Below are 13,024 nucleotides of genomic sequence, written 5' to 3' on the forward strand. Positions count from 1 at the left end.
GGCAGATGTTCCGCAATCCGACCTCTGGCGACCGGGATCGGACCTAAGTCCAAATCGCCGCCAACAGGCCGAGAAGTGGAACCCCGGCGGATGCTTTTTGAACGCTGAATTTCCGTCCTCGACGGTCGTAGTCCGCCGTCCTCCTGGCCAAAGCTCCAATGTTGCCTTGTGTGAAACTGACCTCGCCCGGCCTATCAGGTCGCCAGGGCGCAACTCCGGTAATAATTCGGTCGGAGCGAATGTCAGCGCGAAGCTGTGCGCAGGGACGCCAACTCGCTGACAGCAGCAAGGATGACAGCATCGGTTGCCGGCTTCGGCAGGAATCTGCAGTCGCGGAAAGCCGCGGGAACGTCGGCGGGGCCAAATCCCGACAAGAAAGCAAAGGGGATGCCTCGCGCCTGCAATATCCTCGCCACGGGCAGACCCGTTTCACCGTTCAGCTGGATGTCTAGCAACGCCACGTCAATCTTGTCCGATTCGATAAGACGCAGAGCGGCGGATACCGACGGCACAGGTCCGACCACCTGATAACCGGCGCGACGCAGCCGCGCGGCAGTGTCCTGCGCGACTAGCCATTGATCCTCAACAATCAGAACACTCACGCTTTCGCTCACGGCCCCTCTCTGCGATTGACCGGAAATGAGATGTCGATCCGAGACCTTCGGACAGTTGTTTCGACATGTCCGCAAACCTATAGGTAACCTCTCCATGCAGCAAGGTGAGGCTGATGCTGGAGCGCAGGCGCTTCCACCGACCACTTGCTGAATTACCGGAGCCGAAGATTAGCGCGTCAATGGAGCTGCGGTCCGCCCCCGCTCCATCGAGAGTTGGATAGGCGCTTACCCCTCTCCACGATCCGCAAAATCTAAAAGCCTCCGTACCACGCCATTGGCTCTTCAAGCATGAGTAGCACCTCTCTCTCTCTCTCTCTCTCTCTCTCTCTCTCCATCTTGGGCGACCTGAGATTGCGGTCGGTCAATGAGCGTCAGAAGTGCGATGCACCGAGTTTGTGCCTGCAGTTTTTCGAAGGAAAGGCTTGAGAATTCATGATTTCGGAGCAGGTTTGGCTGGCGCATGAGCGCCGCAGATCTATACTGGGGAGATCAAGCGATGGGGTCGGCCATGAGCAAAGAGTTCAGTGTAGCGGATGCCTATGGCGCCGGCCGCGCCATGTTCATGGGACTTGAACTGCTGGTTTCGCCCGGTGCGCTCGTCCCCAGACCTGAGACCGAGTTGCTCGGCAAGACCGCGCTTGGTGTGTTGCATCAGATGAACCTGCCGGCTCCGCGCATAGTTGATATGTGCTGCGGCACTGGGAATCTGGCGTGCGCGATCGCCTACCATGTGCCCAGCGCCCTTGTCTGGGCAAGCGATCTCACCGATGAATGCGTCGAAACGGCACGCCGCAACACCTCACATCACGGCATGGCTGAGCGTCTTTCGGTGCTTCAGGGCGACTTGTTCGACTCTCTCATCGGCCTTGGGTTAGACGGAACTATCGACGTAATCGTCTGCAATCCGCCTTACATTTCTGAAAAGCGGCTCGAGGGCGACCGCGCCCATCTGATCGAGCTTGAGCCGCGCGAGGCGTTCGCAGCCGGCCCTTACGGCCTGAGCATTCATATGCGCGTACTGAAAGACGCACCGCGATACCTGCGGCGTGGCGGCATCCTGCTCTTCGAGGTCGGGCTTGGCCAAGACCGACAGGTAGCGGGTCTGCTGGAACGCAGCAAGGCATTCGAGAACATCCGTTCGGTCTCGAACGAAGCGGGCGAGGGCCGGGTGGTTCTGGGGCAAGTCAAGTCGCAGGCATGAATCCTGCGACAGTCAGACCAAATACGGGCTGCTCTGGGCGTAACGCTTACCCATCAGTTCATTTTGCGGATGATGTATTGCTCGATCCCTTGGATGGAATCAAGGTTTTCAGGCAGAAGTTCGCTATCCTCGACGGTAATGCCAAAGGTCTCCTCGATGAACCCGATAATCTCAAGCACACCCGTCGAGTCGACAATGCCTTGATCGAGCAAGGATGCGTCATCCAGCAATGCCTTGACGTCGCTGACGTAGAAATTTGAAACCAAGAAACTACGAATCTGCTCGCTGTAGATTCCGGTGCGTTCCTTGATGGTCAACATGAATTCGTCCTCCGTGGCGTCACCATTAATCAGCGACTTGGTTCTGGCCCCGCATCATGACAGCGCCGTTTTCTTGAGTTTTCCCGTGTCCGTCATCGGCAGGTTCGCCACAACGACGATGGATTTCGGGACCATGAAGTTTTCCAGACGCTTCTGGCACTCCTTCTGCAGTTCCCTTTCGCCAATGGCTCTTCCATGCTCCATCACCACAAAGGCTTTCACCGCTTGCCCGAGGAGCTCGTCCGGAACACCGATGACGGCCGCTTCTCTGACTCCTGGAATGTCCATGAGTACGTTTTCCACTTCCCTTGGCGCCACCTTCTCGCCTCGCGACTTTATGATCTCATCCCCACGGCCAACGAAGTAGAGGTAACCCTCCGTATCCATCCGGCAGTAGTCGCCGGTGTATAGGACTTGCTCGCCTGGCAGCGGGCCGGGTTTGAGTTTCCTGGCCGTTGCCTCGGGCTTGCCCCAATACCCCTTCATCACCGTTGCGCCGCGAATGACGAGTTGGCCGACAACGCCGGGGCCTATCCGCCTGTCATGCTCGTCAACGATCCACATCTCCGTATTCGGGATTGCGATCCCTACGCTCAATGGCTTTCGCTCGAGGTCCTCTGGCGGCAAATAGGTGCAACGTTTGCATTCGGTGAGACCGTACATCGAATAGATGCGTGCACCCGAAAACAGCTCGCGAAGCATGAAAATATGCTTGAGGGGTAGGGCTGCCGCAGTGTTTGTGACGTAGCGGATGCTCGAGAAATCCTGGTCTTTGAGGGACCTGAGTTCGGAGAGCGCGGCAAAGATTGTGGGCACGCCAGGAAAGCCCGTAACCCCCTCCTGTCTGATCAACCCGAGGATCTGTGCCGGGAAAGCGAACGAGCGTTCGAGCACCAGCCGGGCGCCGGTACGAAAAGCCATGATCATCTGGTACAGTCCATAATCGAAGGCGAGGGGTAGGACATTGAGGATCACCTCGTCCTCGGCAATCGCCAGGTAGGAAGCGACAGACGCGCACGCGGCCATCATGTTTCTGTGCGTCAGCATCACGCCCTTGGGTTCGCCCGTCGACCCGGACGTGTAGATGATGGCTGCCAGATCAACATCGATGCACTGCCGTGCCGGCGGCGTATCCGCGCCATTGGCGAGGGCGGCGTCCCAGCGCACGGCAAACGGCAGCTGGGCGAGTTCGACGTCGTCGATCGGTCCCGATACGATCACCCGCAGAAGTGACGGGCAGCCGCGCGCCGGCTCGCGGAAGATCGCGTGCAGATGGCCGTCCGTGATGAGCGCCGTCGGCCGGCAGTCGTTGAGCAGATAATCGAGCTTGTCGCTCTTGGTGAGCGGGTTGACGATGCACACCACCGCATTCGCCTTTAGCACCGCCCAGAAGCTAACCACCGTCTCGACGGTGTTGTCGGCGAAGATCATCACGCGATCACCGCGAACGACTCCGGATGCGGACAGGTCCCAGGCGATCGCGTTGGCTCGCGTTTCGAGTTCGAGGTAGGTGACACGCTGGCTGTTGCACACCAGCGCCACCTTACTTCCGTGTCGGACGGCGGAATGGGCGAGGTAGTCATGCAGCAATGGTACGGCATCATGCAACATACAGGCGCTCTTCCCGATGTTCGCAGTCGACGTCGACGCTGAGCGTGCATTCGAGCGTTGCACTGGGACAACCCGCGACGAACTGCTGATGAAGAAGTTGGGTCGACAACACGCCGACCAGCGCCATGTTGTCGGCATTGGACAGGTCGCCATCGCCAGTTCTGGCCTGGCATTTGGCAAGCAGGTGCGTGACCCCCTTTGGATCGAAGACATTCGCCTCGCGCAGGGCCGTCTGCGAAACGGCCTCGCGAGCGTAATCCGGAGCGTCTGCGCCGACGAAGCAAAGCGCGTTGGGCGCGCGGAAGGGCTGCTTCTTGCGGGCTACGATCTCGGAGGGCAGGATGGGTGCCGCCATGCGCTTCAGCACGTGCTTTTCGTCGAGGCCGCGGAGTTTGAAGGAGGGTGGCAGCGAATTCGCGAGCCTCACAAGTTCATCGTCCAGGAACGGGAAGCGCCCCTCGACGGAGTGAGCCATCAGCATCCTGTCGCCTTGCGAGGAGAGCAGATAGCCCGACATCAGTGTTTGCACCTCGAGATACTGGTCCTGCGCAAGGGGACTCCAACGGGCAAACTGCGCGGGCAGACGGGCGAGCAACTCGGACACGGCGTCGCGGCCCTGCGTTCGAGCCCGCATATCGGCCGTAAACAAGCGCTTGATGGCCCTGGTGGTTCGCCAGCGGGTTTCATGAGCAAAGCCCGGCGCGTCGTAAGCCTGAATATTTCGCCCGAAGAACTGACGCGCCATCGCCTGCTGTTGCACCGGCGAGCGGGTGAGATAGGGGTAAAGGCGTTCCAGGAGCCGAGAGCGTCGTGTCGAAGTCGGGTGGCGCCCCCAGAAGCGGCGGACCTTGCCTTCGCGGAACAGGTCGTAGCCGGCGAACATTTCGTCAGCGCCTTCGCCGGTCAGCACGACCTTGATTCCACGCTCACGCACCAGGCGCGAGAGCAGGAAGAGTGGCGCCGGGGCAGTCCTCAGTATCGGGCGTTCGGTGTGTCGGATTACCTCCGGAAAGATTCCGGCTATATCTCTGCGCGAAACGACCACTTCATGGTGCTCACTGCCGGTCGCCTCGGCAACCATTCGCTGGAAGCGGGTCTCGTCATATTCGGCGTCGGCAAAACGCAAGGAGAAGGTTTGGAAGCGCTCGCCCGCGAAGCGCCTCGCGAGCGCGGCCACAAGCGAACTGTCCAGCCCTCCGGAGAGGTAGCACCCGACAGGCACGTCGGCGCGCACCATTCTGAGCGCCGTCGCGGCCTCAAGAGCGCTAGACACGCGGTCCACCGCGTCGTTGGAGGACCCGGGGAACTCGCCCTGCCGCGATCCGAAATTGTCGGGATAGGAAGGCTGCCAAAAAATCCGCTCACGAACGGTGCCATCCTGATAGATGCGGACACGACCCGGCTCGAGTTCGTTGATTCCGTGGAAAACTCCTTGCGGCGGAACGACCGTCCAGAGCGTGAACGTCTGATCGATGCCGGCTGGATCAAGGGCGCGAGGTATGGTTCGATCGGCCGCGAAAATGGCTTTCACTTCGCTGGCGAAATAAAGCCGGTGCGCATGCTCGCTGAAATACAACGGGCAAATGCCGAAGCGGTCGCGCGACAATACGAGACGATTGGCCACTGAATCCCAGATCGCAATTGCCCATTGGCCGTTCATCCGCTCGAAGGCCGTTTCTCCCCACTCACGATAGGCGTGCAGCGCGACCTCCGTGTCGCTGCGGGTTCGGAAGCGGTGGCCGAGCGCCGTGAGTTTTTCACGCAATTCGACGTAGTTGAATATCTCGCCGTTGAACACGATCCACGTCGTATCGCCTGTATCCGCCATCGGCTGCTGGCCACCGGAAAGATCGACGATGGACAGGCGCACATGCGCCAGCCCCGCGCGTCTGTCCCGGTAGAGACCGCGCCCGTCGGGCCCGCGATGCGCCAGCGCGCCCATCATCTGCATCAGCGCCTGCCGCGAAGGAGAAGCCGCTGTGGCATTCAGCGCCACGATTCCACCGATGCCGCACATGCTCGGTCAATCTCCGCCTTCGGCGGACAGCAAAGGCCGCGCGTGAAGATAGTGGGCCCCCCTTCGTTTCGCTTCGATGTCCTTGAACACTTTCTGAAGCTCGGGCTCGGTGAGGCCAGCAACCGCCGCGAGCTCATTGCTGGCGACCCCGTGGTTCAGGCCGTAGAGGCATAGATCCATCAGGTGATAGGGCAGCGCGAAATAGAATTCTTCCTGGCTTTGGGCCATGGAAAAAGTGTCGGTGGTCGGTGGCCGCCGCCGGATTTCATCATCCACCTCGAGATATTCCGCGAGTTGATAAACCTGGGTTTTGTAAAGGTGAACGATCGGCATCACGTCGGCGGCTCCGTCGCCCTGCTTGACGAAAAAGCCCTGGTCGTACTCGAGGCGATTTGGAGTGCCGACAACCGCGTATTTGAGGCGGTCGGCGTGATAGTATTCCGTCATCTTGCGCAGGCGCTGCTTGTAGTTTGTCGCAGCAACGATCTGCAGATAGGCAGCTGGCGGCAGACGCACGGTATCTACTTTACCCTGCGGATCCTGGACCGTGAGGCGGGTTATATTGAGCCCGCTGCTCTCCAGAACCGACGCGATCACCAGCTTGCATTTCCACCCTTCCCCATAGTCGGGAACGACGGTCTGGATCGCATCGATCTGCCGGCGGTAGGCCCCAATGGCCTCCAGTGCCGGTGCTATGTCCTCAAGGACGCTTTCAATGCCAAGCTGTGCCGCGACGCGGCGGCCAAGTCTCAGGGAGTCGCCGGAAGAATCCCGCTCCGGCATGAACAGTCCCAGGACCTTGTCTTTCCCGAACGCGCGCATGCACAAGGTCGCGACGACGGAGCTGTCGATACCGCCGGAAAGACCGACAACCACGCCGCGACGATGCAGGGTGCCGAGAACCTGAGTGCGCAAGGTGTCAACGATGCGATCGACCTCCGCGCGGGCATCGAGCGTCAGCATGTCCTTGCTGAATTCCGGAATTATGTCGATGACAAGTCCTCCCTTTTGCGAGATTCGGCGGGGGAATAGGTCTGCACGATGGCCGTCTCGATAAGCGGACGGTTGGTGGCAAGGTTTGGTTCGACGACAAGGTCGATGTGGCTGCCCGTGATCGAAATGACGTCCAGGTGTGCCAAGACGCTGTCCCAGCCCAAGGCCCGCGGCATTCCCTCCCTGCGACATCGGAACAAGGTACCGGAGAGGGGCAGAGCCGGTTTCGGTGCCTCAAGCCATTGGAAGAATGACTTCGCCCTTAAAACCTCCTGCAGTTCCAGTTTGGTCCTGAAGATCGTCGGGTTGAACTCTCCATTGGCAAATCTGTCCAGAATCCTGGCCAGACGCGCTTCGCCGCCCACGGCGACGGTGATCTTCGCAAGGGCTCTGCAAGCCATCCGATGCGCGGATATGCGGTTGGTGCGAATACGATAGAACGTACGGGTAAGTGTCTCCCAATGGTTGCTCGGCTCGTCCAGAAGGCTCGTGTCGAGGATGCCCAGGAACCGCACCGTTCGCCCGGCCTTCATGAGCCGTGCGGCAACCTCGAATGCAACCGCGCCACCCAGAGAATGGCCGAGAAGTCGCACGGGGCCCGCAGGTTGGATGCGGCTTATCTGCTCGAGTGCGGCGCCAGCCATGGCGCTGAGGGTGTTGTGTCCGTCCAGTATCGCCGCAAGGCTCGGATATCGGATCGGGTTTACACGGGCGACTTTCCCTATGGCGGCTGCGAACGCAGCCAGGCTCGGACCATAGCCAACGGACCCTGGAAACAGGAAAAGAACCGGGGGGTGGTGCTTCTTTTCGCGCCCTTCGCCCGACCGTGCAGAGACGACCGCCTCAACCATCTCGTCCAAGCTCATGCCGACGGTGAATGCTTCGAGGCCCAGCTCTTGCCCGATGGCGTTTTCGATCGCCATCACGCAGTGCAGCAGCTGCAGCGAATCTCCTCCAGCATCATCCCAGTTTCCCGTGGCAGTGCCTGTGTTGAGAACCTGCGTCCACGCGTGCTGCACTATTTGACGTGTGTCCTTTGCTCCTCCGGCGGGCGGAGCATCGAGAGTGGACGACCGGGCGACTCGCGCCCTCCTTCCGTGCGAACGATCTATCTCGGCCAGTGTTGCCAAATCGACCTTACCTCCCGACAGGCGTGGGATTGCGTCAACGGGGTGCAATCGCAAGGGACGCAATGGTGCCGGCAAGGTCATTCTGAGGAGCTGGCGAAGGTCGTCTGCAAAAGCGCCGCCTGCGAAGCGCTGGGGAACCGCGAAGGCGATGAGTTCCTGCGCGGCCGTTACCATCACCACGGCATCCGCCACCGAAGGCGCGCAACGCAAGACCCGTTCGAGTTCGGCGGGCTCGATGCGTCGACCATTGATCTTGATCTGGCGCCCTTTGCGGCCGACGATCCTCAAGATGCCATCATCGTCGAGCCGAACGAGGTCCCCGGTCGAAAAAAGCCGAGCCTCGGGATCGTCGGGGTCCGGCTGCGCGGGAACGACCACACCGTTCTCCCAATGACCAAGCAGGACATAGCGGCTTTTGATCAGAAGCTCTCCACTTTCGCCTGGCCCTACATTGCGCTCCGCTTCGTCGACGATAGCGAATGTCATACCAGGGAGCAGCCTGCCGACGGGAACCGACGCGTCTTGCTCGGGCCAGTCAGGCGGCAAGAACCATTGCGAACCGATGGTTTCAGTCGATGAGTAGCCGATCTGGATCAGACACTGGTCCGAAACGGCTTTGCGCAGCAAAGCGATGTCCGTCCATGACACTTTCTCCCCACCGATCCGGGCCACTCTGAGCGGCCAGGAAGCGTCGGCGGGCGCCTCAGCCAGGAGGGCTCGAAGCAGTGCCGGCACAAGATAGGCGATCGTCACACCTTCGGACTGCAATCGAGCGCGCGTAGCGCGCAGGCCGACAGCCTCCACCTCGAGAAGATGCAACGTGGCGCCCGTCAGCAGCGCCGCAAAGATCTCCCGGCAACCGGCGATCGTGGCTGGCCCGGTCAGCGGCAGGAAAACGTCATCCGCGCTGATATGGCACGCATCGACATATTGCCGGACCCGCCATAGCAGGCTGCGTTGGCTGTTGACGATTCCCTTGGGGCGCCCGGTGCTGCCCGAAGTGTAAAGCACCAATGCGGGCGCATCGACCGAAACCATAGGGGGCTTATGCTGCTGTTCTGGGTGTTGATCGTTGGACGCCACGGCGGCCGCAATTTCGATCCAGACGATCTCTTGGGCCAATTCGACCGGGCGAACATTTTCGGCGCCTATAATCGCGCCGAGCCCCGCGGCACTGACTATATCGAAAATGCGAGAGGCGGGATCTCTTGTGTTGAGCGGGACCGAAGGCCGTCCCGCCGCCATGGTCGCCAACATCGCCACAGGATACCAAGCGGAGTTTGCTTGCAGGATGCCGATGGCCTGCCCTTCGGGGACGACGGCAGCGATATGAGTTGCCAGCGTCTCGACCGCCCGGAAAAGCTCAGAAAAAGTCAGGCGGTTCGCGCCGTCGCTGATTGCGAGCTTGTCAGGATACCGCCTGGCGACATCTCCAAGGTGGTCGAAGATTGGAGTGTCCGCAAATTTGGCACCCATCTGTCGGTAACGGCGCCAGACTGGCCCCCCTTGGTCAAGATCATATTCGGGAACGACTGACCACTTTCGGGTGGGTCGCAGATCCACCTGTAGGTTTTGATTTGCCACTTCCGAATGCAAACACACTGAGGACATTCAGGGCCCCGCCAAGCTGACGGTCGAACATCGCTCGCCGCGGAGATCTTTTCATCAATCATTCGGATGATGCCTCGATCTTGCCTAGCCAGCGCTTCCCGAGCGTCCTTCAGAAGTTTTGCCATCTGTGTCCAGCACCGGTCGTTTTTCCTTGCAAGCTCCGTCGAGCGCAAGACGGCTTGCCCAGGCAAACGGAGCGATCGGCATCTCCGCTAGAATCCGGGCTCGGTGCCCAGATTCACTGACTGGAACAATCATTCAAATGAACGTTGGTGTGATCGGAAATCCGGCTAAGCTTGATCCGTAGGGGAATGACTGCTCGTTTCGGAGACGCTTGAGCATATGATCATCGAGTTGTTTGGGCCGCCTGGCGCGGGTAAAACCACGCTGCTTCGCGGCCTCTGCCAAGGGCTGGCGAGACACGGCATCAATGTGAAGACAGTAAATGGGTATCGCCTGATTGAACCTGGATCGGCTCAGGATGACGCTCCGGAAATCCGCCATGGCATAGGAAGAATTGGCAAAAAGATTGCCACATCCGGTCCTATCTTGCTGTCGACCTTGCCAAAGGACAGTGTCGCGGCCCGGCTTCTGGCATCGATCCCTCTTCGAAGCCGCGTGTGGTCATGGCGAATGAAGGTCGACATCGCCCAACTGTGCCAGTCCTGGCGCCAAGCGCGGGAGTCGCCCGGTTGCTTCATCTTCGAAGAGGGCATGATTCAGGCTTTGTGTGCGCTGGGTGTGCTGGCTAGAACTCCAAGCCTCGACGCGGTCCGCGAGTGCCTGGCGTTCCTGCCGCGGCCGGATCTCGTTGTGCAACTCGACGCGCCCCAGGAAACGTTACGCCGCCGTCTTGTGGATAGGCATGCGCAGCAACCGCTCCTCGAGGTTATGCTGTTCGAACTTGGCGTGGACAAAGGATTAAGGCAGGCCGAAATCTCAAGAGAGGTCGGCGAGTGCCTGCGCCAGGACCGATGGCCGTTGATACAAGTCAATGGTGCTGAACCTCACGACGTGGACGGGGTCGTCGCGCGCGTTCTGGGAGAGCATGTTGGTCATGCTGCCTAGGCTGGCCCATGACCTATGATCCATGACACATTTATGCATTTGGCGCCAAGCCGGGCAGCATCTGCCGCCAAGCGCGCAATCATGTCGAATCGTGCTGATCGAGCACTTCGAGCATGGTCGTCAACATGCTTCCGACTTCCTCAGAGATTTCCTCGGGGCGGATTCCCGCTCTGATGGCATCCGCCGTTGCTTGGTCCGCAAGTTTCGCCGCAAGAGCCGGATCGGCCTTGGTGTAGAGTGGGATCTTATCCTCTACCCATTTCTGCAGGAATTCGATGCCGCGCGCGCTCATACCAAGTACAAGCTCGGCGGGGCTTCTTGGTTCCGTCAGCCATATTCAAGAACGTCAGACCATCTTGCTCAGGCTGACGTTCCCGCGGTCACGTCACGATGAACGAGGACGCCGTCAGAGCCAAGTGTGGCGATAGAGTGGCAAATTGGATCTGATGTGCGCCGCCCGAGCCGTCGCTGTCAAAGGAAAGCGCGCCGGTCGTGCTGTTATAGACGATGTGATCGCCGCTGTCGTGCGCGGCCCTGCCGGCGTAAAACGCCGAAGGGGGAAGGGCGCCTGTATGCAGGCCGGCAAACACGGTGTGGTCGAGTTGGATCTTGTCGTGGCCCACTTTGAAATCGGTGACCTTGTCGATATTGCCGACCTTGAGAGCCGAATCGAAGACAAAGACGTCGTTGCCGCCATGTCCCGTCAGAACGTCTCTCCCGCCACCGCCGTTGATAGTGTTGCTCCCGGAATTGCCATCAATGGTTTGGGCGAATTCGTTTCCCGTGAGCTTGATGGCGGCAGTTCCCAATTTGCTGGTGGTCGCAAGATGCTCGACCTGCGAGCCGGCCGACAGCGCGTAGCTGACCGATGCCAGCACGCTATCGTTGCCGCTGTGCCGCAGTTCCACCACCTTGTCGCCGGCGTTGTTGACATAGTAGGTGTCGTTGTAGCCGCGGCCCATCATCGTGTCCGCGCCAGCGGTGCCGCGAAGCACATCCGCGCTACCCGTGCCGTAGAAAATGTGATCGCCGGTGCTGGTCGGAGGGACACTTGTGGGCGGAGGCACTGTGCTGGTAGGCGGCGGCGTCGGTTCGCTGGCCGAAGGACCGCTTGCGGTGCTCTGGTTGTGTTGAAGGAACAGAGCCTGCAGCGTCGGCGAGCTCTCAAGCGCCGTGTCGCCCTGTTGAGAACCCCAAGCATAGGCATAGTCGAAGGCCGGCGAAGGCGCTACCTTGGCCCAGTGGTCCAACATGGTCTTTTCCTGAGCAACGCTGGGCAGGACATAGCGACCGCCCGTGTCGGTCGTCCAGTCGCCGCCGCCGAAGGTCTGATACACGGGAACGACCTGACTGAGCGGGATGCCCGAGGCGACGGCCGCCGCCACAGTCCTGTCGATCATGTTGTAATCAATCGTGCTTGTTCCGGTCCGTACCGGGTAGGGATCCAAGCCGTAATAGTCGATATGCGTGTTGGCAGGATTGAATGTGTTTGAAAAGTCGGGGTTAGCGGAAGACCCCATGTTCATCATGGTTATGAAGGTCTTGGCGCCGGGCAGGTGGCTGTGGATCCAGTCTGACTCCGCCTTCAGATCAGCGGCGGTGGCATAAGTTCCCCATTTGCCGGTCGGGTCCGGCTCATCGACTAGGAAGAAGCCAAACACTTTCGGATTGCCGATGAAGGGCGTGACCTTCTGGATAAAGGAGGAGGTTGCACCATCGGCTTCATTGAGCCACACCAGGCCTTTCTGGCCGGCCGGCAAGGCGTTGAGCTGGTCCAAGGAAGATACATCAACAAGATTGAATCCGGCTTTCGCGACCTCGGAGGCCGACCCGCCCGAGGCGTAATGGAGTGTTGTCATTGACATACCCTTCGTCCGATTCGGTAGGCGCCCCACACCTGCCTAGGGAAAGGATCCATTAGCGACAAATCAAATACCGGCGCCCCTTGATAGAATCTTTGATCAGCGTCCGAAAAACACAACAGCCTCGATGCTACGCTTGCCTCAGAGGTATGTAGATGATCCAAGTATGGGGTGCTCAAGCCTGCAACGAAAGCATTGCAGCGACGTCTGCCGGAGCGCCTTGTGCGTTTGCAGTGGCGGTAATCGGCCAATGCGCGCTTCGGTTGAGCCACCGCCCAAATGCGCGCTCCCGCAGGACTTCTTCGAGCTCACCGCAAAGGAATCGCGTCCTGGCGAAGCCTCCCATTGCAGCCGCTCAATGCTCCTCGTGAAAAGCCTCGGCGCCAAAATGAGCAAGGCAGTACTCCACAAGGTCATGCGAGGCGCGCGCCGCTGGCAATTGCGGAGAGGCACTGAACTGGATCCCACCGGGTTCAACGGAAAGGCGGGCGTGCCGGTCCGAATGACGGCGAGCATGGCAACGCGGTCGCCCATCCGCGGGAAGAGGCGGCTGGTGGTCCGACCATATCCAGACACCGGGTGAAAGCCTGTTCCAGA

Annotated in this window: 10 protein-coding genes; 2 read left to right on the forward strand and 8 right to left on the reverse strand. The window is 60.0% G+C overall.

Translation table 11 applies throughout. From position 1 onward, the window contains the following. Positions 1 to 242 precede the first annotated feature (242 nt). The gene (locus tag NKI37_RS25645; protein ID WP_023817741.1) at positions 243 to 614 is read right to left on the reverse strand and encodes a response regulator; all 372 of its coding nucleotides are present in this window, start codon (positions 612 to 614) and stop codon (positions 243 to 245) included. A gap of 508 nt (positions 615 to 1,122) precedes the next feature. On the opposite strand from NKI37_RS25645, the gene NKI37_RS25650 reads away from it, so the two are divergent. After that, a complete protein-coding gene (locus tag NKI37_RS25650) occupies positions 1,123 to 1,815 on the forward strand; it encodes a N5-glutamine methyltransferase family protein (RefSeq protein ID WP_023697126.1) in 693 nt (230 codons plus the stop codon). A 53-nt stretch (positions 1,816 to 1,868) separates the two neighbouring features. Here the strand turns inward: NKI37_RS25650 and NKI37_RS25655 are convergent, their stop codons facing one another. Genes NKI37_RS25655 through NKI37_RS25675 form a run of 5 tightly spaced genes read right to left on the reverse strand, consistent with a single transcriptional unit; the run spans position 1,869 to position 9,497 of the window. Further along, the gene (locus tag NKI37_RS25655) at positions 1,869 to 2,135 is read right to left on the reverse strand and encodes an acyl carrier protein (protein ID WP_023670883.1); all 267 of its coding nucleotides are present in this window, start codon (positions 2,133 to 2,135) and stop codon (positions 1,869 to 1,871) included. A gap of 54 nt (positions 2,136 to 2,189) precedes the next feature. After that, positions 2,190 to 3,746: a class I adenylate-forming enzyme family protein gene (locus NKI37_RS25660; RefSeq protein ID WP_352790184.1), complete on the reverse strand. Its 1,557-nt coding sequence runs from the start codon at positions 3,744 to 3,746 to the stop codon at positions 2,190 to 2,192. After that, positions 3,736 to 5,763, reverse strand: a complete 2,028-nt coding sequence (asnB, locus tag NKI37_RS25665) for an asparagine synthase (glutamine-hydrolyzing) (protein WP_352790181.1) — start codon at positions 5,761 to 5,763, stop codon at positions 3,736 to 3,738. Before asnB ends, NKI37_RS25660 begins: the two co-directional genes overlap by 11 nt. A gap of 6 nt (positions 5,764 to 5,769) precedes the next feature. Then, positions 5,770 to 6,750 carry an NAD(+) synthase gene (nadE, locus tag NKI37_RS25670; RefSeq protein ID WP_352790203.1) on the reverse strand — a complete coding sequence of 327 codons (981 nt, stop codon included), beginning with the start codon at positions 6,748 to 6,750 and terminating at the stop codon, positions 5,770 to 5,772. Next, positions 6,747 to 9,497 carry an AMP-binding protein gene (locus NKI37_RS25675; protein WP_502896382.1) on the reverse strand — a complete coding sequence of 917 codons (2,751 nt, stop codon included), beginning with the start codon at positions 9,495 to 9,497 and terminating at the stop codon, positions 6,747 to 6,749. Before NKI37_RS25675 ends, nadE begins: the two co-directional genes overlap by 4 nt. Positions 9,498 to 9,839: 342 nt before the next feature. Between NKI37_RS25675 and NKI37_RS25680 the strand changes: the two genes are divergently transcribed. After that, a complete protein-coding gene (locus NKI37_RS25680) occupies positions 9,840 to 10,565 on the forward strand; it encodes an AAA family ATPase (protein WP_023670888.1) in 726 nt (241 codons plus the stop codon). Between the two features lie 79 nt (positions 10,566 to 10,644). On the opposite strand, the gene NKI37_RS25685 is transcribed toward NKI37_RS25680, so the two are convergent. Next, positions 10,645 to 10,857 (reverse strand): DUF768 domain-containing protein, encoded by a 213-nt coding sequence (locus NKI37_RS25685; protein WP_023670889.1) that lies wholly within the window; start codon positions 10,855 to 10,857, stop codon positions 10,645 to 10,647. 88 nt (positions 10,858 to 10,945) lie between these two features. Beyond that, positions 10,946 to 12,424 carry a M10 family metallopeptidase C-terminal domain-containing protein gene (locus NKI37_RS25690; protein ID WP_023670890.1) on the reverse strand — a complete coding sequence of 493 codons (1,479 nt, stop codon included), beginning with the start codon at positions 12,422 to 12,424 and terminating at the stop codon, positions 10,946 to 10,948. Positions 12,425 to 13,024: the final 600 nt, after the last annotated feature.

This window comes from Mesorhizobium sp. M0626, from assembly GCF_040320665.1.
GTDB lineage: Bacteria > Pseudomonadota > Alphaproteobacteria > Rhizobiales > Rhizobiaceae > Mesorhizobium.

Excerpts from the sequence above, each read along its gene's own strand:
- NKI37_RS25650 (WP_023697126.1), top strand. The coding sequence starts at position 1,123 with ATGAGCAAAGAGTTCAGTGTAGCGGATGCCTATGGCGCCGGCCGCGCC.
- NKI37_RS25655 (WP_023670883.1), bottom strand. The coding sequence starts at position 2,135 with ATGTTGACCATCAAGGAACGCACCGGAATCTACAGCGAGCAGATTCGT.
- NKI37_RS25660 (WP_352790184.1), bottom strand. The coding sequence starts at position 3,746 with ATGTTGCATGATGCCGTACCATTGCTGCATGACTACCTCGCCCATTCC.
- asnB (WP_352790181.1), bottom strand. The coding sequence starts at position 5,763 with ATGTGCGGCATCGGTGGAATCGTGGCGCTGAATGCCACAGCGGCTTCT.
- NKI37_RS25675 (WP_502896382.1), bottom strand. The coding sequence starts at position 9,497 with ATGTCCTCAGTGTGTTTGCATTCGGAAGTGGCAAATCAAAACCTACAG.
- NKI37_RS25680 (WP_023670888.1), top strand. The coding sequence starts at position 9,840 with ATGATCATCGAGTTGTTTGGGCCGCCTGGCGCGGGTAAAACCACGCTG.
- NKI37_RS25685 (WP_023670889.1), bottom strand. The coding sequence starts at position 10,857 with ATGAGCGCGCGCGGCATCGAATTCCTGCAGAAATGGGTAGAGGATAAG.
- NKI37_RS25690 (WP_023670890.1), bottom strand. The coding sequence starts at position 12,424 with ATGACAACACTCCATTACGCCTCGGGCGGGTCGGCCTCCGAGGTCGCG.